Genomic DNA, 19,581 nt, shown 5'->3' on the forward strand with positions numbered 1-19,581 from the left:
CCATCACCCCGCTCACCGCAGCCTAACCCGCCCCTACTTTCGTATTAGGTCGCAAAAGTGCGCGTTATGAAGGCTCATAACGCGCTCTGCTGCTACTTAGTTGGGTGCTGGACCAGGTGAGGCTCGTGGGCCTTCAGGTAGTTCCGCCCGCCAAACGCCACCAGGATGGCGAACACCATGGCCGCGGCGCCGGCGAAGAACGGCACCTGGGGACCGAAATGTTCGCCGAGCTGCGCGGCCGCGAACGGCGCCAGTGCGCCGCCCATCCAGCGGACAAAGTTGTACCCGGCGGAGGCAACGGGTCGCGGTGAATCGGAAACACCCATGGCCAGTTCGGTGTAGATCGTGTTGTTGACGCCCAGCAGGGCGCCGGCAGCGATGACAAGCACGACGACGGCCGGCACCGAGTGCCCCGCGGCCAGTCCCAGCCCGATCAGGTCGAGCATGAGGAAGAACAGCGTTCCGGTGAGGACCTTGACCGCACCGAAGCGGTTCTGCAGGACCGGGGCCACAAAAACCGAGAACACTGCAACTGCAACGCCCCAACCGAAGAACACTCCCCCGATGCCGTACGCGTCCATGCCAAGGATGAACGGGGTGAAGGCCAGGATGGTGAAGAAGCCGTAGTTGTAGAACAGTGCACTGGCGGCGGTGGTGCTGAGACCCTTATGGCCGAGCGCAAGGAGCGGATCCCGCAGCCGCGCCTTCTTGGCAGGGGCAGGAGTCTTGGGCAGCAAAGCGATCAGGGCGATGAAAGCGGCAGCCATCAGGACCGCGGTGCCAAAGAAGGGGGCACGCCATTGCCAGCCACCCAACAAGGCACCCAGCAGTGGTCCGAGCGAGATCCCCAGGCCCAGGGCTGCCTCGTAGAGGATGATCGCCGTTGCGGTTCCACCGCTGGCAACCCCGACGATCACCGCCAACGCCGTGGCCACGAACAACGCATTCCCCAGTCCCCAGCCGGCACGGAAGCCCACCAGCTGTTCCACACTGCCGGAGAGCCCGGACAGGGAAGCGAACACCACGATCACCGCGAGGCCAATCAGCAGCGTTTTCTTGCCGCCGATCCGCGAGGACACGAAGCCGCTAATGAGCATGGCCACGGCCGTCACCAGAAAGTAGCTGGTGAACAGGAGGGACACTTCGCTGGTGGAGGCGTCCAGGTTTTCGGCGATCGCGGGAAGGATGGGGTCAACAAGGCCGATACCCATGAAGGCGAATACTGCGGCGAGGGCCGTTGCCCACACTGCCTTGGGTTGCTTGAGGAAAGAAACCTTCTCGGCTTCCAAGGTGTTTTCGGCGCTTGTTGAGGCGTCAGCCAACTGGCGTGACATGGGGTGTGCCCCTTTCGGATTAGTTCTGGAAAGCGTTGTTGATCTTTGTGATCACGGGCAGTGCCGCCGTCAGGTGCCCAAGTTCGTCGTCGCTGAGTTCCTGCAACAGTGTGGCTACCAGCTCGTTCCTGCGCTGGTTGGCAGAGTCGACGGCGGTCATGCCGGCTTGGGTGATGGCGACCTGCACGGCTCGGGAGTCATCGGGGTCCGGCTGCCTGCTGACGAGGCCGGCGCGCTCAAGCTTGATGATTTGTTCGGTAGCGCTGGGGACCTTGATTCCAAGGTTCCGCGCGATGTCTCCGACGCGGAGGGCGCCGTCGGAAATCATGGCCAGCAGGCTGAGCTGCGCAGCCGTGAGATCCCCTTCAGGGTCCAGCCGGCGGAACATGTATACGCCCAGGCGCAGGGTCTCACGGAATTCCTGCGCCAAGTCGAGGAGCGCGGGATCGAAAGCTTTCGTCATATTTAGGTACCCTAATAGTTAGGGTACCTAAATGTCAACAGTGTCCCAACTGGGTCGCAGCTGAGCGCGTTTTCAGCCGTGAGAACGCGCACTAATGCGACCTGGTTGGGTGGGCTAAAGAAGCTTGCCGCGGGTTGCAACTAAGTATTGCTAAGTACCGCTACTCAGCATTACTATGTACTGGTAGCCAGTAAGACTGAGTAGCGAGAGGTCTCCCATGGGAAAGCAAATGACGGAGATGCTCAAGGGGACGCTGGAGGGCATCGTTCTGGCCCTCCTCACCGGACAAGCCGCGTACGGATACGAAATAACCACCAAATTGCGGGCCCGGGGCTTCACCGATATCGCCGAAGGCACCGTGTATGCCCTGCTGGTCCGGATCGAGCAGAAGGGCCTGGTGGACGTCGAGAAGCGTCCGTCGGAAAAAGGTCCGCCCCGCAAGGTGTACACGCTCAATACCAAGGGCGAGAACGAACTCAAGGAATTTTGGAACACGTGGAGCTTCTTGTCCGAACGGCTCGAAGAACTCCGCAAGGGAGGGAACTGACATGACGGCGAAATGGATCGAAACGGTCACGGGATCACTCGAACAAAAGAAGCAGTACAAGCAGGCGAAATCCCGGATGGACGCGCTCCCCGAGCCGTACCGGACCGTGGCCGCTGCATACAACCGGTACCTGATGTATTACGGCGGCGTGACCGAGGGCGGGACCATGGTCCAGATGTTCACGGACCTCGCCGATCTCTGGGAACGTGCAGCGATCGACGGCGCACCCATTGGCGGGATTGTCGGGGAGGACCCCATCGAATTCGCTGAAACCTTCGCCCAGGCATACGGGGGGAAGCGCTGGATCGACAAGGAACGCGAGCGGCTCACCAAGGCCGTGGAAGACGCCAGGAAGAAGGAGGAGTAAGTCATGGCCCTTCCAGCTTCGGCAATCGTCGTGGAGAGCGTTCGGAAGTCCTTCAAGGACCTCCATGTTCTTCGAGGCGTCGATTTCGACGTTCCACGCGGGAGCATCTTCGCTTTGCTGGGCTCCAACGGGGCCGGGAAAACCACTCTGGTCAGGATCCTGTCCACGCTGCTGGCAGCGGATGGCGGGAAGACCGCCGTCGAGGGTTTCGACGTCGATGCCCAGCCCCATAAGGTCCGCGAAGTCATCAGCCTGACCGGGCAGTTCGCTGCCGTCGACGAGATCCTCACAGGCAGGTAGAACCTGGTGCTGGTGGCAAGGTTGCGGCATCTGGAGCACCCGCAGCAAGCCGCAGACCAGTTGCTTGCGCAGTTCGGACTCACAGAGGCGGGGGCGCGGAAGGTCGCAACCTACTCAGGCGGCATGCGCCGTCGGCTGGATATTGCCATGAGCCTGGTCGGCGAACCTCGGGTCATCTTCCTTGATGAGCCCACCACGGGGCTCGATCCCGAGGCCAGGCTGGAGGTGTGGGAAATCGTCAGGAACCTCGCCAGCCAAGGCACTACCGTGCTCCTCACCACCCAGTACCTTGACGAGGCGGAGAACCTCGCGGACAGAATCGCCATCCTGCACGCTGGTCGAATCATCGCCAACGGAACGTTGGCCGAACTCAAGCGACTCCTCCCACCGGCCACCGTGGAGTACGTCGAAAAGCAGCCCAGCCTTGAGGACATCTTCCTTGCGCTGGTTGGACGCAACGAGTCAGTGAAGGACGGGTCATGAGCACGCATTTCGTGATGGATACCGCGGTACTGACTGGCCGTTCCATGCGGCACATCTTCCGGAGCATGGACACTATCATCACCACAGCGATCACACCGATCGCTTTGATGCTGCTGTTCGTCTACGTCTTTGGGGGCGCCATCCGCACCGGGACTTCCAACTATGTGAACTACCTCCTGCCCGGCATCATGCTGATCGCCATCGCCTCGGGCATTGCCTACACGGCGGTCCGCCTCTTCACGGACCTGCAGGGCGGAATTTTCGAGCGGTTCCGGTCAATGCCGGTGTCACGGTCGTCGGTACTCTGGGCGCACGTCCTGACGTCCCTCGCGGCGAACGGCCTATCCTTGGTGATCATTGTTGGCGTTGCGCTTCTCATGGGGTTCCGCACATCGGCCACCATCCTTGACTGGCTCGCAGTGGTCGGCATCCTGGCACTTTTCACGCTCGCCCTGACCTGGATTGCCATCATCGCCGGGCTCTCCGCAAAATCGGTGGACGGTGCGGGAGGATTCTCCTATCCGTTGATCTTCCTTCCCTTCATCAGCTCGGCTTTCGTCCCCACGGACACCATGCCGGGACCTGTCCGCTGGTTCGCGGAAAACCAGCCGGTCACGTCGATCGTCAACACCCTCCAAAACCTGTTCGCGCAGGAGCCCGTGGGATCGGACATTTGGGTGGCACTGGCGTGGTGCCTCGGCATCCTCGCGGTGGCGTACGTCGCGGCCAACGGGATCTACCGACGGAGAAACGGTTAGCAAGGCGCGGACGTAGTGCTGCCCAAGCGCCACGTCCGCGCTCGATTAAGCCACTGCGACATCCGCCAACCGACCGATTGGTCAATTACCCGCGCTTGGCTATAGCTTGGTCAAGCAGATTTGTAACGGCCGTCACCTTCGTGACGGTTCTTTCGAAGGGTTCTTGAACAAACATGTCAGACCAAACAACCACGGGGCAGCGCGCTGCCTCCAGCAGGGACAGCGAACCGCATCTGTCACGCGCGCTCAGCAACCGCCACATTCAGCTCCTCGCTATCGGCGGCGCAATCGGAACCGGCCTGTTCATGGGTTCGGGCAAGACCATTTCCGTAGCCGGCCCCTCCGTCATTTTCGTCTACATGATCATCGGCTTCATGCTCTTCTTCGTGATGCGTGCCATGGGCCAACTCCTGCTGTCCAACCTCAACTACAAGTCCTTCAGCGACTTCGCGGGCGACCTCCTGGGACCCTGGGCGGGCTTCTTCACGGGCTGGACCTACTGGTTCTGCTGGGTAGTAACGGGCGTCGCGGACGTCATCGCGATCGCCGGTTACGCCAACGAGCTCTGGCCGGGCATCCAATTGTGGATCCCGGGCCTGGCCACCATCCTCATCCTGCTGCTCCTGAACCTGCCCACTGTCAAAGCTTTCGGCGAGACGGAATTCTGGTTCGCGCTGATCAAGATCGTGGCAATCGTTGCCCTGATCGTTGTTGGCCTCGTGATGATCTTCACCGGCTTCCAGTCGAACGCCGGCACGGCCAGCTTCACCAACCTGTGGAGCCACGGCGGTTTCTTCCCCAAGGAATTCATGGGCTTCGTTGCAGGCTTCCAGATCGCTGTCTTCGCATTCGTGGGTATCGAGTTGGTTGGCACCGCGGCAGCTGAAACCAAGAACCCGGAGCACAACCTTCCCCGCGCGATCAACGCCATCCCGTTGCGCGTCATGCTCTTTTACGTAGGCGCCCTCATCATCCTCATGTCCGTTACCCCGTGGACCGAGTTCAAGGCCGGGCACAGCCCCTTCATCGCGATGTTCTCCTTGGCCGGCCTCGGCATGGCCGCGACCGTGGTGAACCTGGTGGTGCTGACTTCTGCAATGTCCTCGGCCAACTCCGGTATCTACTCAACCTCCCGGATGGTCTTCGGCCTCGCGAACGACGGCGACGCGCCCAAGCTTTTCGGCCACCTCTCCCGCCGCAAAGTACCCCAGAACGCCCTGTTCCTGTCCTGCGTCCTGCTGCTGGCCGGCGTCGTTCTCCTCTACGCCGGCAAGGACGTTGGCGCCGCGTTCGACATGGTGACTACGGTATCCGCGGTCTGCTTCATGTTCGTTTGGTCCATCATCCTGGCCAGCTACCTCGTCTACCGCAAACGCCGCCCCGAGCAGCACGCGGCCTCCCCGTTCAAGATGCCCGGCGGCATCCCCATGGTCTGGGTAGTGTTCGCTTTCTTCGCGTTCCTGGTCTGGGCCCTGACGACGCAGCCGGAAACGCTCACCGCTCTGCTCGTCACACCCATCTGGTTCGCCATCCTCGGCATCGCCTACGCTGTGGTCCGTCGGTCACCGCTCCACCAGGCCCGCGTGGCCGAGTGGAAGGCCATGGCTGAAAGGGAAACCGCGGCAGCGCGCTAAGCACTCACGCAATAAAGCCCGACGTCGGCACCCAGCCTGGGTGCCCGACGTCGGGCTTTGCGCTTTCCTCCTGCTACCGCCGCTCTCTCACATCCCGACGCCTTTTCCGGATTGCTCTCCCACATCCCGACGCGTTTCGGGCGATCCTCTCGCACCATGCAGAGGGATGGGTGGTTAGCGGGGCTGGGCCGGATTGGTGGGGTCACCCTGCGACGGCGGGTTAACCGGAGGGCCCGACGTCGCGGGGCTCACCGGCGAACCTGTGCTCGACTGGCTCACCTGAGGGTGGTGGGCGCGGTGGTTCCGCGTGGCTCCGTTCCACCCTTGAGCGCGTTGAGCCGGCTCTCGAGAATCTGGATGACCGGGAGCCTGTTGCCGTGGGCGCGCTCGTAGTCGGGAAGGAGCTGGATGCCCTCCTGGCCAAGGCCGGAAATCCGCGACGGCAGGGTGCCGTTGGGGATGTGGTCGTAGTCCGCCAGGGGCAAATCGTCATGCTGAGGGGTGTCGTTCACCGAAGAAAACCTCCTGTAGCCCGTGCCCGCCCTTCCGGGTGCCGGGCAATCCACGTCAGCTAATACAGCCAACCTAGCAGTGATCAGGACGGAAAGTAAGGCTACTGAGCTTTAAGAGAAGCGCGGTCGCCGGACTCCGGGATGTGAGAGAGCGTCCCGCCAAACGCGGCGGGAGGTGATAGAGGAACCGCCGAAAACCCGCGGGAGGTGATAGAGCGTCGGGGGCGCCGAGCGCCTCTTGACCAAGAGAAGAGCCCGACGCCGGCACAGGTGAGTGACGGGTCGGGCTCTTCTGTTGGTGATAGAGGAACCGGCGGAAACCGGCGGGAAGTGATAGAGGATCAGCGGGCTTGGCGGTCCTCGACGAGTTTCTGCACGGCGGGGAACAGCGGATGCGACGGCTGAAGTTCCGTGACCCGTTCGACGACGGCGGCCGCGTCCAGTTCCGACAGCAGCTTGGCGAGCTCCACGGCTTCGTCGTCCGAGGGTTCGTCGAATCGAAGTGCTGATGACATCGCCTCGAGCAACGCCACGGGGGTCACGCCACGTTCGGCCAGCTCCGCAGCGGGTCCAACGAACCGTTCGTGCCGTCCGAGCTTCCGCAAGGGTGCACGACCAACCCGGACCACGGTATCCGGCAGGTGGGGGTTGGTGAAGCGGGACAGGATCTTCTGCACATACGCTTCCTGCTCCGCCTCCGCAAAGCCGTGCTTGGCCACCAGGAGTTCCTTGGTTTCCTCCAGCACGGCCCGCACCTTTGCCGCGACGGAAGGATCGGCCATGGCATCGGAAATCTTCTCCAGCCCTGCCTGGTACCCGAAGTATGCAGCCGAGGCGTGCCCCGTGTTCACCGTGAAGAGCTTGCGCTCGATGTAGGGACCCAGCTCGTCCACGAAGGTCGCTCCCGGGATGACCGGTGCGTTGCCGCCGAAGGGAGTCCGGTCGATGACCCACTCATAGAAGGTCTCCACGGTGACGTCCAGGCCCTGGCCCGGCGCCTGGTTGGGGACGATCCGGTCCACTGCGGTGTTGGCGAAGACAGCCACGGCATCCAGGCTGCCTGCGGACTCGTCCCACGCGGAGCGGACCTCCTGCTGCAGGATGTCCGTGGCGTTGATCGCGTTTTCGCAAGCCATCACCTGGAGCGGGCGCATCCCTGCGGGGCGGGCAGCCAGGCCGCGGGCGATCACGGGTGCCACGAACTTGAGGATGTGCGGCCCCACGGCGGTGGTGACCACATCCGCCGTCGAGATTTCCTCCACGACGGCAGCTTCCTCGGTTGCCGAGTTCAGTGCGCGGAAGCCGTCCACGGTCTTGACCGCGGCGTGCTCGCCCACTTCATGCACGTCGTAGCTGTCCGCGCCGGCCAACTGGCTGATGAGCGCGTCCGCGACATCCGCGAACACCACTTCGTAGCCGGCCTCGTGCAGCAAAAGCCCCACGAATCCCCGTCCAATGTTGCCTGCCCCAAAATGGACTGCCTTCACTATGCGTTGACCTTTCCGAACAGCTCCAGGACTTCCTCAACCGTGGTTGCTTCCTCCAAGCGGGCCACCTGGGCCTTGTTGGTGAAGATCTTCGCGATTGAGGACAGGATGTGGAGGTGTTCATTGTTGAGGCCGGCCACACCGACCACGAACTTCACTTGCTTGCCGCCCCAGTCGATGCCTTCGGGGTAGCGGACGATCGAAACAGCCGAGTGCTTGATGTGGTCCTTGGCGTCGTTGGTGCCGTGCGGGATGGCCAGGAAGCTGCCCATGTAGGTGGACACTGATTCCTCGCGTTCGTGCATGGCGTGGACGTAGCTGACATCCACGGCGTCGCGGTCCAGGAGGAGCTGGCCGGCCTCGTCGATGGCAGAGTCACGGTCCTGCGCGGAGCCGTTCAGCTTCACGCTTTCGGCAAGCAGGACGCCCTTACCTTCGACGGCGGTGGCCGGTTCCGCGGCATGCGCACCATGGCTGGTACCCGGAGCAGCGGGAGTGGCAGCTGCGGCAGGTCGGGCACCTGCGGTGGTTTCCGGCGTCGTGCTCTCTGCGACGGCGGCACCGCCTGCCTCTGCGTCGTTGCTGGTCCGCACCAGTTCAACGATCTCGTCATACTTTGGGCTGTTCATGAAGTTGTCCACCGAGTAGTGCACGGCGGATGAGGTCCGCGGCTGTGCCCGTTCGGTGAGGTCCTGGTGCGTGACCACAACGTCGTAAGTGTCGCTCAAGTTGGCGATTGCGGAGTTGGTGACCTTGACGTCCGGGAAGCCGGCTGCCTTGATCTTGTTCCGCAGCACCGAGGCACCCATGGCGCTGGAACCCATGCCGGCGTCGCAGGCGAAGACAATGTTCCGGACGGGACGGGTGAGGACAGTGCCTTCACCGCGGCCGGCGGCGGATTCATCGCCCACCAAGGCGGAGGAAACGGAGCTCTTCTTGCCCTTCATGGCTTCCATGCGGGACGTGGCGGCGCTGAGGTCGTCTTCGCCCTTGTTCTTGGAGGTCCGAAGGATGAGCGATGCGATCAGGAAGGAAACTGCCGTTGCGAGGACCACAGCCAGGATGACGCCCACGTAGCTGTCGCGGGAGGTCTGGGCCAGTACGGCAATGATGGAACCCGGAGCTGCGGGAGCAACGAGGCCGGAGTTGGTGATGGCCAGGGTTGCGATGCCGGTCATGCCGCCGCCGATGGCAGCGAGGATCAGGATCGGCTTCATCAGGACGTACGGGAAGTAGATCTCGTGGATACCGCCGAGGAAGTGAATGACGGCAGCACCGGGAGCCGAAGCCTTCGCGGCGCCGCGGCCGAAGAACATGTAAGCCAGCAGGATGCCGAAGCCGGGGCCGGGGTTGGCCTCAAGCAGGAAGAGGATGGACTTGCCCTGGTCCAGGGACTGCTGGATGCCCAAAGGTGTGAGGACACCGTGGTTGATGGCGTTGTTGAGGAAGAGGACCTTGGCCGGCTCGATGAAGATGCTGGTCAGGGGAAGCAGGCCGTTGTTGACGAGGAAGCCCACAACGGCGCCCGCACCTTCAGTGAAGCGCTGGACCACCCAGGACAGACCATAGAAACCGCCGAGGGCCAACGCTGCGCCCCAGATGCCTGCCGAGAAGTTGTTCACCAGCATTTCGAAGCCCGGGCGGATCTTCCCGTCCCACAGGCGGTCGATCTGCTTCATGGTCCAACCGCCCAGCGGGCCCATGATCATGGCACCGATGAACATTGGCGAGTCGGTTCCTGCGATGACACCCATGGTTGCGATAGCACCAACCACACCGCCGCGGACGTCATAGACCATCCGCCCGCCGGTGTAAGCGATCAGGATCGGAAGGAGGTAGGTGACCATCGGGCCGACGATGCCCCCGTTGGGCTCACCCTCGGCGTTGGTGCCGAACCCGCCCAACTCGGCAACGGGGAACCAGCCCTTTTCGATGAACAGGGCCGTGATGAGGCCCCACGCGATGAAGGCTCCGATGTTGGGCATGATCATGCCGGACAGGAAGGTTCCGAATTTTTGGACACCAACGCGAACGCTGGTGCGGGGCTTCGCAACGGTCTCTGTTGCCATGTGAATTCCTAACGTGTTTCCCGCGGCGGCGCGGGGTCAGTCGATATAGATCGAGAGGACAGCTTTAGGAGCTGCTGGAGATGCGGTGAAGCCATTCCAGGAAAAGCTTCAATTCAGAACTGGACAGTTGGTCAGAATGCGAGGCCTGCAGTGCCGCATTCAGGGCGATTGCCGCAACAACCACGGAGGACTTACCGGAGTCCTCCGCTGCGGCGCCACGGGCGGTATCCGTGGAGACGGCGAAGATCATGGAATCCCGGGTCATTGTTGATAGCTCCAGGTTCCGGTCTTCGGCCGGTTCGGCGATAAGCATGAGCGTGACGCCCACATTGGCCGCGAGGATGCTGCGCGCCGCTTCGCGGGGCGGCACATTGATCTGTCCTGAGATGGCGGCCTTGTTCAGCATCTCCTCCAGGAGGGCTTCCGCGTCGGCCACGATGGCCGGGCGGCTCTCCGGGCGAATATTGCCGAACATCACCAAGTACAGATGGGGCTGGGAGAGTCCGAACCTGACGTGGTTGTCCCACATCCGCCTGACGTCCTCCAGTGGTTCCCCGGACGGTGCAAAGTCGCGCTCCTTGGCCACGTACTCTTCGAAACCGGCCGACACGACAGCGTCGAACAAGCCCTCTTTGGTTCCGAAGTGGTGGTAGAGCGTAGGCGCCGTGACACCGGCAAGCTTGGTGATTTGGCGCGTAGAGACCGCTGACCCTTCCGAATTCGCCAGCAATTCGGCAGCTGCGCGAAGCAACCGAATTTTAGGCGGAAGCTGGTCATCGAAACTCATAGCCGCTACCCTAGCACCTATAGCGTTGCTATATGAAGTGGCTCACAGCAAAATTTTGTAAGCTCGACTTCAAGGCTCGTGGTGCCGATGCCGCAGGGTCAGATCCAACCAGCAGGAACAGAGGATTCAGTGCAGAATTTCCAAGGAGTAGGGGTAAGCCCTGGACGCATCATTGGTTCCGTTCGGCAGATGCCCAAGCCTGTCAGCGAACCGCCCGCGGGCGAACGGCTCGCAGCGGACGCCAGCGCGGAAGACGCCGTCGCCGGTTTGAAGGCAGCAGCCCAAACCGTCCATGACGAGCTCAAACGCCGGGCAGATACCGCCAGCGGCGACGGCAAGGCCGTCCTCGAAGCGACGGCACTGATGGCCAAGGACACCATGCTGCTGAAATCAGCCACCAAGCTGATCAATGCAGGGACCTCCCCGGAACGAGCCATCTGGGAAGCCGGCGCCTCCGTCTCCGAAATGCTGCATAACCTGGGCGGCTACATGGCCGAACGCGCCACCGACGTCCTGGATGTCCGCGCCCGCATCGTCGCCGAACTCCGCGGCGTTCCCGCGCCCGGCATCCCCTCCTCGGCAACCCCCTTCATCCTCGTCGCCGAAGACCTCGCCCCCGCCGATACCGCCACGCTGGACCCCTCCACAGTGCTGGCCCTGGTCACCTCCGGCGGCGGACCGCAGTCGCACACCGCGATCATCGCCCGCTCCCTCGGCCTCCCCGCCGTGGTGGCAGCGCACGGCGTCGACTCCGTACCCGACGGAACCGAAATCTACGTTGACGGCGCCGCGGGCTTCGTCTCCTTGGAACCCTCCGATGAACAGCGCACCGCCGCAATGGCCTGGGCGGAAACCTCGGCAACGCTCGCTTCCTTCGACGGAAACGGCACGACGGCGGACGGACACCTGGTGCCGCTGCTCGCCAATGTCGGAGGTGCCAAGGACGCGGTTGCCGCCGCGGGGCTGGGTGCCCAGGGCGTTGGCCTGTTCCGCACCGAGTTCTGTTTCCTCGAACGCGACACCGAGCCCTCCGTGGACGAACAGGCCGCGGCCTACAAGGCAGTGTTTGACGCGTTCCCCGGCAAGAAGGTTGTGCTCCGCACCCTGGACGCCGGCGCGGACAAGCCCCTGCCCTTCCTCACCGATGCCACGGAACCCAACCCCGCGCTGGGCGTCCGCGGCTACCGGACCGACTTCACCACCCCCGGCGTGCTGGAACGCCAACTCTCCGCAATCGCACAGGCCGCCTCCGAATCAGAAGCCGATGTGTGGGTCATGGCGCCGATGATCTCCACCGCAGCCGAAGCCGGCCGCTTCGCCTCGCTCTGCGCCGCAGCCGGACTGAAAACACCGGGCGTAATGGTGGAAGTGCCCTCGGCAGCGCTCACCGCGGCCACAGTGCTCAGGGAGGTCGCTTTCGCCTCACTCGGCACCAACGACCTCACCCAGTACGCCATGGCAGCCGACCGCCAGCTGGGCCCCTTGGCCGAACTGAACACTCCGTGGCAGCCCGCAGTTCTCCGGTTGGTGCAGCTCACCGTGGAAGGCTCGGCCGCCGAAGCATCCGGCCGGGAAGGCGATCCCAAGCCTGTCGGCGTGTGTGGCGAGGCGGCCGCGGACCCTGCGCTCGCCGTCGTACTCACCGGCCTTGGCGTCAGCACGCTGTCCATGACTGCGCGTTCACTGGCCGCCGTCGGGACTGTCCTGAAGACCGTCACACTGGAACAGGCGCAGGAGCTGGCCCGGCTGGCCCTGTCCGCACCGAGTGCGACGGAAGCCCGCGAGTGGGTGCGCGCTAAGCTCCCGGTACTCGAAGAGCTCGGGCTGTAAGTCCAGCCCGACCCGCCGCATCCAGCAAGTTCCGCAAGTTCCCAACCGCAAGGAGAAACCCATGCCCGAACGCACAGCTACCATCGCCAGCAAGTCCGGCCTCCACGCGCGTCCCGCGGCGCTCTTTGCCGAGGCCGCCGGTGAACAGTCCGTGGACGTCACCATCGCCATGCAGGGAGAACCCGCCGAAGACGCCCTCGACGCCGCCAGCATCCTGTCCCTGATGACGCTTGGCGCGGCCAAGGGCGATGTGGTGGTGCTCAGGGCAGAGGGTGAAGGTGCTGACGAGGCACTGGATGCCTTGGTGAAGCTGTTGGAAACGGACCTGGACGCCGTCTGACTCTTGGCTTGCCGCCCGGTTCGATGGCTCGCTGCGTGTTAGACGGTAGGAAACGTCTAACCCGCAGCGAATCGTCGAATCGGGCGAACCGGCATACGACACCGCCTTGGGGTGCAGCCGCGCTAGGCTTCTGCCATGGCATTGATAGCTCCCCGCGTCACGGCCGGCCTTCCCGCCGATGACGCCCGGAACCTGGCACGCTCGCTCCAGGACAGCAACGACATCACTGTGTTCGTCGATGGCACCGTCCACCGCCTGCCCGAGCAGGCGAAGGACGCCGTCGTCGACCTCCTCGCGCGGCTCAGCAGGGGCGAAACCGTAACCGTCAGCAGTGTCGAGGAAATGCTCACCACCTCCCAGGCAGCTGAGCTTGCCGGGATTTCGCACACTTACCTGCGTAATATGACCGACCGCGGCGAAATCCCCGTGGAGTACCGGGGAACCCATCGCCGTATCCGGCAGGCTGCGATCATGGCCTGGCTGGAAAAGCAGAAGCGCAAGGAAGCCGCGGCCAGTGCGGCAGAGGAAGCCACAGGACCTGACGACACGCCGTAGACAGGGCGTGGTGATAAGGATCAAGCAACGATCCCGGCCAAGAGGCGGAGTGCCGCAAACGCCGGGGTTACGCTTATTTGGTGGGAAATTTCAAGGGGTGGCATATCGTGGCCGGAGCGGCCGCCATGGCTGTTGCCGCACCCCTTGGTTCGGCCATGGGATTGAACTTCGTAGCCACGTTCATGTTCGCGTGCGTTGTGTTCGTCGCCGTCGCGATGTGGACGGAATCAAAGATCGCCCGACGCCGGGAAGCGGCCAACGCTGCCGACGTTCACCAGAGCGCGGATGAATCAGCCGGGTCCGACGACCCCGCGCGGGAGTAGAACCGGGTGCGAGGACGATTGATACGCCGCACGCCCCTGTGTTCGGAGGACGTGGAAACCGGCGGGCTTACGGGCCGCATCCTCTGGACCAACGGAACCCCGCCGCCCGGCTCGCAGCCATCGCCCGGCTCCCCGGACAGCCCCGTGTACATCCTGATTCACGGCATCGGCGTCTCACACCGTTACCTTGCGCGTCTCCACGCCGTCCTTGCCGCTGGTTCGCCGACGTACTCATTCGACCTTCCGGGTTTTGCGGGCACGCCCACACCGGACCACCAAGTCACGGCCGAGGAATACGGGGCCTTCATTGCGGAGACGCTGAAAGCGAAGGGCATCACTTCCTACGTGCTGGTGGGCCACTCCATGGGCGTCCAGTTCGCCATCGAGGCTGCGCTCCACGCACCGGAGCAGGCCTCGCACGTGGTTCTGATGGGTCCTGTGGTGGATTCGAAGCACAAGAACGTACGGCGGCAATCGCTGGCCCTCTTCCTGGATGGACTCCTTCGCGAGAGCCCTTCTTCCAATTGGATCGTCGTCTCCGACTACTTCCTGTGCGGCCCCCGCTGGTACCTCACGGAGTTGTCCGTGATGATGGACTACCCCACCGAGCAACGTCTGGGCCGCATCGGAAACCCCGTGCTGATCCTGCGCGGCAGCCGCGACCACGTAGCAGGACCCGAATGGTCGCTTCGGCTCTCCCGCGCTGTTCCCCAGGGCAGGCTGGTGGAGATTCCGGGGGTGGGACACGTGGCCCAGCACATGAGGCCGAAGGCCGTTGCGGACGCGATCCGGAGCTTCGTCGCTGCTACATCGGACCGCACCCAGGCATAGGCGCACGACGACGGCACGCCCCTTGTTGCGTTGGACGGGACACGGTTAGGCTGGCAGGGCAAGCCAAATAGTAAGTTTGCTTAGGAAGGGGTTTGACCATGACAAGCTATGACCCGGAAGACGATCCGCAGACCTTCGGAGTGTCCGGTGCGGCCGAGCCCGACAGCATCCACGAGGACCCGGACATGAGGCAGGACGAAGACCGCGATCCCGCCGCATCAGCCAACCCGGATCCGGACAACGGCAACGTCACAGGGCTTGAACCCGGCGGCGGAGTGCCCCCAGGAGAAACGCCTCCAGCGGAAGACAGCATGAGCACGGACCAAGGGCACGAGGAATAGAGCTCCCCTACTGCAGCTTGAGGATCTCGCCGAGGTTATAGTCGGCCGGCTCCTCCAGTTGTGAGTACGTGCAGCTTTCGGGAGTCCGGTCCGGCCGCCACCTGCGGAACTGCGTGGTGTGCCGGAACCGGTCTCCTTCCATGTAGTCGTACGCCACTTCGATCACCAGCTCGGGCCGCAGCGGAACAAAAGAAAAGTCCTTGCCGGCACTCCAGCGGCTTTGGGCCCCCGGCATCCTCGAACCAACCGCCGCTCCGGTTTCCTGGCTGGCCCACTCTCCCCAGGGGTGGTCCGCGATCTCCACCTGGTACGGCTCCAACTCGGCCACCATCGCCTTCCGCTTCGCCATGGGGAAGGCGGCCACCACTCCAACGTGGTGGAGTTTGCCGGAATCGTCATAGAGCCCCAGCAGCATCGACCCCACGACGTCCGCCGTCTTGTGCCAACGGAAACCGGCCACCACGCAGTCCGCCGTCCGTTCATGCTTGGTCTTGAACATCACCCGCTTGTTCGGCTGGTAGGTGCCGTCGAGCGGTTTGGACAGCACGCCGTCGAGCCCTGCTCCCTCAAGCTGCACGAACCATTCCTGTGCCCGCTCGAGGTCGGTGACCGCAGGCGTCACGTAGACGGGCGGCTCGGCATCGGCGAGCGCCTTTTCCAGCGCAGCGCGGCGCTCGGAGAACGGCCGGCCGGTGAGGTCTTCGTCCCCGAGGGCCAGGAGGTCGAACCCGACGAAGGAGGACGGCGTCTTCTCTGCAAGCATCCGGACGCGGCTGTCGGCGGGGTGGATGCGCTGCTGCAGTCCTTCGAAGTCGAGCCGGTTGCCGGAAATGAGGATGATCTCTCCATCCACCACGCACTTCTCCGGCAGGTTCTTCTTCAACGCCTCCACCAGCTCGGGGAAGTACCGGGTCATGGGTTTCTCGTTGCGGCTGCCCAGGATGACGTCATCCCCGTCCCTGAAGACGATGGTCCGGAACCCGTCCCATTTGGGTTCGTAGTGCCCAACCTCGGGAATGTTGGGCACGGATTTGGCGAGCATGGGCGAAACGGGTGGCATCACGGGTAGGTCCATAGCTCATGTCTACCGGCCGGTAGACGCCGAAAGCTAGTGTTCAGCAGGGATATGTGGACAGTGTGTGGCGCGTCCGTCCGTCAGCGCGGGCGCTGCCGGCCCTCATGTACCGTTCGTTACATTAATGTGACTTTACTTCCCTGCTGCTGTAACTTCGTAGGGCGACCCGTATCTCCGCTGGGCCGCTTCCGGGCTGACGCCGAGCTCTGCCGCATCCCGGAATCCCGCCAGACCCGCGGCAGAGACGGGGGACCCAGAGTTCCCGGGCCTGTTCCCCGCAGGCCCTTGGGGTGAAGCCGCCACGTGCGGCCGGACGGCCTCGTCCGAACCCGACAGCTAACCTCGCAGGCGTTGAGAGGCAAACACCATGTCCCCAACCATGGATCAGCCGCGCCGTGCCCAAGGGGACGGCCAGCCCACCAAGCCAACCGGACGCCGTCGGGCCCAGCCCAGCGGTCCGGCCACCGAAATAGAAAGCACGACGGCGGCACCCGCCACCGCGACCGACCCCACCCCTGCGCCCATGACACGAGCGCAGCGTCGGGCGATGGAACGCGAGCGCGCGGCCCAGGCAGTCGTGGCTCCGGAAGCTGCACCGAGTGCAGAGCCCGGCTCCGAAACCCCCGCTGAATCCCCCACCGAAGAGCCGCGCACCGAAGCCATCCCGGTAGTTGCCGCTCCTCCGCGCTCGGAGTCCACCACGCCCGGACCGCCCACGGCCGCCATCCCCCTGGTGAAGGCCACACCGGCGGAGCCTGCCGCTGAGGCCGAGCCCGCGACTGCCGCTATTCCGGTGGTTTCGGCGCACGTTGCCGCCGAGGCCGGGACCGCCCAGCCCAAGACGCCGGCCCGGATCGCCGCTGACGCTACAGCCGCCGCCGGATTGGCCAGTCGCAAGACCGCCCGGGGCCAGCACGACGGCGCACGCCCTGCGGCAGGACGAGCCGCTGCAGGACGCAATGCTGCGAAGTCGGCCTTTGGTTCCTTTGCTTCCTCTTCCTTCACCAAGGAACCCCATGCCGTCCTGACCAAGGCAGCGTCCGTGAAGACCATGAGCCAGCGCATGGCGGTGGTCGCCGGAGCACTGGGCCTGGTTCTCACGGTGGGCACGGTAAGCCAAGCCTTGGACCTGCCGGTCTTCGGCCAGGACACCCAGAACCAGGCCAGCGGCGCCAACAATGGCGGTGAGGGCCGGGCAACGGGCTCTGCCACTCCTGGCCCGACGCCGTCTTACTCCACCGCGTCCTCGACGTCGGCCGCTACGACGGACACCGGGCAGTCCGCCGTCGAAGCCGCTCCACCGGCGGCAGCACCGCCGTCGTCCACTCCGACGCCGCAGGTTTCGTTGGCCGACCCCAAGTGGGTTCCGTCCAACGCCCCTTCGGCCGTGGTTCCGGTACCGGGCGTGACGTCGCCCGTTCCGAGCCAGCCGGCACCGCCGTCGGACAACATCACGGCGCCTTCGCCGAGCACGACGCCTCCTACGACGACGCCACCGACGCCAACCACCACCCCAACGCCCACGCCGACGACGACGCAGACTTCCAAGCCGCGGCCCAGCGACTCCCCGAAGCCGGGCTCCGACCCTAAGTCCAGCACACCGACGGAGGCTCCGAGCCTGGACGTGGACGGCCTGCTCGACGCAGCCAAGGGGGTCCTCAAGTGAGCACCCGCATGCCCCGGACCACCACCCACATCGGCTGGCACGGCCGGTACTGCTGCAGCAGCCGGACGGCCACTTTCCGCCATCGGATGGGCCGCTGGAGCCACCAGCGGTTGCGCCGTTTCTGACGGGCGCCGCTAACAAACGAGTGTGAACCTGAGAAGGCAGGGACCCAGCAAAGGTTCCTGCCTTCTGTTCTGCCACCCGACTGTTCTGCCACCCGGTTCTTCCGCCCCCGGGTCGGTCACATGTTTCGCTACCCCAAGAGCCACGCGACCACCAGCAAGGCCCCCACGCAGAGCACTGTGGTCAGGAGGATGACGTCGCGCGCAACAACAGTGCCACGGCCGTACGGGGAAGCGAAAAGGAACACATTCTGTGCCGTGGGAAGCGCACCCATGATGACCAACGCCAGGAGGTGCTGCCCTTCGAGCCCGAAGACGAACCGCCCCAGCGCCCAGACCACCAAGGGCATCCCCACGAGCTTCAGGAGCGTCGCCACCACGGTTTCCACCCGGCCGTCGCCCTTCTGCAGCGGAGCGCGGCCCGCCAAGGACATCCCGAAGGCGAGCAGCACCATGGGAACGGCAGCCCCGGCCAACATATCGATGGGCCGCTGGACCAGTTTCGGAACCTCCCAGTGGGTCAACGCCACCACCACACCCAGCGCTGACGCGATGATCATGGGATTCCCCAACGGCTGCAGCACTACCCGCTTCCAGGGAACTTTCGCCCCTCCGGCCACACCAAGGATGGTGACATAGAAGGGCGCCAGGACCAGGAGTTGCACCAGCAGGACCGGGGCAACGTGCTGGGCCGTTCCCACCGCGTAGAGGGAAACGGGGATCCCGATGTTGTTGGCATTGGCATAGCTGCTGGCCATGGCTCCCACGGCCGTTTCGGCAACGGGCCGTCGGAAAAAGAGGAAACTCAGCAGGCAGTACAGGAGGCCCATCGCGGCAGCAGACAGAAGGGCCAGCGGGGCGTCGACGCCGAGCGCGGCCCGTATGTCGCTCCCGGCCACCACGGTGAAGAGCAGCGCCGGGTTGGTGATGTAGAAGGCGGTGCGGGTCAGAGCAGCCTGCACTTCCGGGGCGAGCAGTTTGCACCGGACGGCCAGGTAGCCCACGGCAATGACTGCCGAAATGATGAGGATGCCGGAGACGACGCCGCCCACCCCGCCCCCTTTCGCATTGGTAACAGGTCCCGCTTGGAACGGTTTCCCTAGTTACTAATCCTGCGAGAAACCGCTTTCTCACCCTAAGCGTACGGGCAGGGGCTGTCCATCGGAGTTCATCCTGTGGCGCCTTTAGATTCGTGGCCTGACCGCCCAGCGCCGGGCCTTCAGCGCGGCGTGAAGCTCCAGCCGGATGGCACCACTGAGGGGATCGGCTCCAATGAGTTGGCGGATCCTGCCGAGCCGGTTGTAAATGCTGCTGCGATGCAGATGGAGTTTGGCGGCGACATCCTGCACCGAACCGTCGTTGTCGTAGAGGAGCTCCAGGACGGGCAGGAGCTCACCGTTTCGATCCTGCCCTTCAAGGGCGCTGTAGTGGACGGATCCCGTATCGTCCCAACCGCCGGGCGCCTGCAGGCGGTCGAAGAGTTGATAGACCCCCACCGACCGGCTGTCCACCAGCTCTCCCAGCGACGGTTCGACAGCCGCAGCCTGGGCAGCCACCTTCGACTGCCGGTACGCTCCCGCAAGCTGCCGGATCACCTGTATTGGTTCGCTGATGCCCAGGATGATGCGGTCCACCGAACGGCCGGCACGCTTGGCCAACTCCAGTTGGTAATGCACCAGCACTTGCGCATGAACGGCCCGGCCGCCCGATTCACGGAAGAGGACCACCGAATGCGTCTCGGTCCCGGCGCTGAAGAG

The 19,581-nt window shown here is 64.1% G+C and carries 20 protein-coding genes, 1 pseudogene and 1 riboswitch; of the genes and pseudogenes, 12 read left to right on the forward strand and 9 right to left on the reverse strand.

Annotated elements, in window-relative coordinates; all coding sequences use genetic code 11:
• Window positions 1–92: 92 nt before the first annotated feature.
• Window positions 93–1,334 (reverse strand): MFS transporter, encoded by a 1,242-nt coding sequence (locus OCL88_RS19190; protein WP_264963578.1) that lies wholly within the window; start codon window positions 1,332–1,334, stop codon window positions 93–95.
• Window positions 1,335–1,353: 19 nt separating this feature from the next.
• Window positions 1,354–1,797 (reverse strand): MarR family winged helix-turn-helix transcriptional regulator, encoded by a 444-nt coding sequence (locus tag OCL88_RS19195; RefSeq protein ID WP_264963579.1) that lies wholly within the window; start codon window positions 1,795–1,797, stop codon window positions 1,354–1,356.
• Between the two features lie 217 nt (window positions 1,798–2,014).
• Here OCL88_RS19195 and OCL88_RS19200 point away from each other — a divergent pair, with 217 nt between their 5' ends.
• The 5 genes and pseudogenes from OCL88_RS19200 (at window position 2,015) to cycA (ending at window position 5,886) form a co-directional block, all read left to right on the forward strand.
• Entirely contained in the window at window positions 2,015–2,344 is a 330-nt protein-coding gene (locus OCL88_RS19200) for a PadR family transcriptional regulator (RefSeq protein WP_031217003.1), read from the forward strand.
• A 1-nt stretch (window position 2,345) separates the two neighbouring features.
• On the forward strand, window positions 2,346–2,711 hold the full coding sequence (locus OCL88_RS19205) for a DUF1048 domain-containing protein (protein WP_264963580.1): 366 nt from the start codon (window positions 2,346–2,348) through the stop codon (window positions 2,709–2,711).
• Window positions 2,712–2,714: 3 nt separating this feature from the next.
• Window positions 2,715–3,494: pseudogene (locus OCL88_RS19210) on the forward strand (ABC transporter ATP-binding protein).
• Window positions 3,491–4,252 carry an ABC transporter permease gene (locus tag OCL88_RS19215; RefSeq protein ID WP_264963581.1) on the forward strand — a complete coding sequence of 254 codons (762 nt, stop codon included), beginning with the start codon at window positions 3,491–3,493 and terminating at the stop codon, window positions 4,250–4,252. The pseudogene OCL88_RS19210 and the gene OCL88_RS19215 overlap by 4 nt, the downstream one beginning before the upstream one ends.
• Before the next feature lie 173 nt (window positions 4,253–4,425).
• Complete coding sequence (gene cycA, locus OCL88_RS19220) at window positions 4,426–5,886, forward strand: D-serine/D-alanine/glycine transporter (protein ID WP_264963582.1); 1,461 nt, start codon at window positions 4,426–4,428, stop codon at window positions 5,884–5,886.
• A 275-nt stretch (window positions 5,887–6,161) separates the two neighbouring features.
• Here the strand turns inward: cycA and OCL88_RS19225 are convergent, their stop codons facing one another.
• The 4 genes from OCL88_RS19225 to OCL88_RS19240 form a co-directional block, all read right to left on the reverse strand.
• Entirely contained in the window at window positions 6,162–6,398 is a 237-nt protein-coding gene (locus tag OCL88_RS19225; RefSeq protein ID WP_264963583.1) for a hypothetical protein, read from the reverse strand.
• 341 nt (window positions 6,399–6,739) lie between these two features.
• Complete coding sequence (locus OCL88_RS19230; protein ID WP_264963584.1) at window positions 6,740–7,885, reverse strand: mannitol-1-phosphate 5-dehydrogenase; 1,146 nt, start codon at window positions 7,883–7,885, stop codon at window positions 6,740–6,742.
• Entirely contained in the window at window positions 7,885–9,954 is a 2,070-nt protein-coding gene (locus OCL88_RS19235; RefSeq protein ID WP_021473032.1) for a PTS mannitol transporter subunit IICBA, read from the reverse strand. Before OCL88_RS19235 ends, OCL88_RS19230 begins: the two co-directional genes overlap by 1 nt.
• Before the next feature lie 64 nt (window positions 9,955–10,018).
• The gene (locus OCL88_RS19240) at window positions 10,019–10,741 is read right to left on the reverse strand and encodes a TetR/AcrR family transcriptional regulator (protein ID WP_021473031.1); all 723 of its coding nucleotides are present in this window, start codon (window positions 10,739–10,741) and stop codon (window positions 10,019–10,021) included.
• Window positions 10,742–10,870: 129 nt separating this feature from the next.
• Between OCL88_RS19240 and ptsP the strand changes: the two genes are divergently transcribed.
• From ptsP to OCL88_RS19270, 6 genes are all read left to right on the forward strand, one after another.
• On the forward strand, window positions 10,871–12,571 hold the full coding sequence (ptsP, locus tag OCL88_RS19245) for a phosphoenolpyruvate--protein phosphotransferase (protein ID WP_264963585.1): 1,701 nt from the start codon (window positions 10,871–10,873) through the stop codon (window positions 12,569–12,571).
• Window positions 12,572–12,632: 61 nt separating this feature from the next.
• Window positions 12,633–12,911: an HPr family phosphocarrier protein gene (locus OCL88_RS19250; RefSeq protein WP_021473029.1), complete on the forward strand. Its 279-nt coding sequence runs from the start codon at window positions 12,633–12,635 to the stop codon at window positions 12,909–12,911.
• Window positions 12,912–13,046: 135 nt separating this feature from the next.
• The gene (locus OCL88_RS19255) at window positions 13,047–13,466 is read left to right on the forward strand and encodes a helix-turn-helix domain-containing protein (protein WP_264963586.1); all 420 of its coding nucleotides are present in this window, start codon (window positions 13,047–13,049) and stop codon (window positions 13,464–13,466) included.
• Between the two features lie 80 nt (window positions 13,467–13,546).
• Complete coding sequence (locus tag OCL88_RS19260) at window positions 13,547–13,789, forward strand: hypothetical protein (RefSeq protein ID WP_021473027.1); 243 nt, start codon at window positions 13,547–13,549, stop codon at window positions 13,787–13,789.
• 18 nt (window positions 13,790–13,807) lie between these two features.
• A complete protein-coding gene (locus tag OCL88_RS19265; protein WP_264963587.1) occupies window positions 13,808–14,620 on the forward strand; it encodes an alpha/beta fold hydrolase in 813 nt (270 codons plus the stop codon).
• Between the two features lie 98 nt (window positions 14,621–14,718).
• A complete protein-coding gene (locus OCL88_RS19270) occupies window positions 14,719–14,961 on the forward strand; it encodes a DUF6480 family protein (protein ID WP_264963588.1) in 243 nt (80 codons plus the stop codon).
• A 7-nt stretch (window positions 14,962–14,968) separates the two neighbouring features.
• Here OCL88_RS19270 and OCL88_RS19275 read toward each other — a convergent pair whose 3' ends face one another.
• Window positions 14,969–16,036, reverse strand: coding sequence for an ATP-dependent DNA ligase (locus OCL88_RS19275; RefSeq protein ID WP_264963589.1), 1,068 nt, complete (start codon window positions 16,034–16,036; stop codon window positions 14,969–14,971).
• Between the two features lie 215 nt (window positions 16,037–16,251).
• Window positions 16,252–16,399, forward strand: a riboswitch (cyclic di-AMP (ydaO/yuaA leader).
• Window positions 16,400–16,403: 4 nt separating this feature from the next.
• On the opposite strand from OCL88_RS19275, the gene OCL88_RS19280 reads away from it, so the two are divergent.
• Window positions 16,404–17,702 carry a hypothetical protein gene (locus OCL88_RS19280; RefSeq protein ID WP_264963590.1) on the forward strand — a complete coding sequence of 433 codons (1,299 nt, stop codon included), beginning with the start codon at window positions 16,404–16,406 and terminating at the stop codon, window positions 17,700–17,702.
• 253 nt (window positions 17,703–17,955) lie between these two features.
• On the opposite strand, the gene OCL88_RS19285 is transcribed toward OCL88_RS19280, so the two are convergent.
• Window positions 17,956–18,876: an AEC family transporter gene (locus tag OCL88_RS19285; RefSeq protein ID WP_264963591.1), complete on the reverse strand. Its 921-nt coding sequence runs from the start codon at window positions 18,874–18,876 to the stop codon at window positions 17,956–17,958.
• A 132-nt stretch (window positions 18,877–19,008) separates the two neighbouring features.
• On the reverse strand, window positions 19,009–19,581 hold a 573-nt coding region (locus OCL88_RS19290), incomplete at its 5' end, for a PucR family transcriptional regulator (protein WP_264963592.1).

Source organism: Paenarthrobacter sp. PAE-2 (assembly GCF_026013155.1).
Taxonomy (GTDB): domain Bacteria; phylum Actinomycetota; class Actinomycetes; order Actinomycetales; family Micrococcaceae; genus Arthrobacter; species Arthrobacter ureafaciens.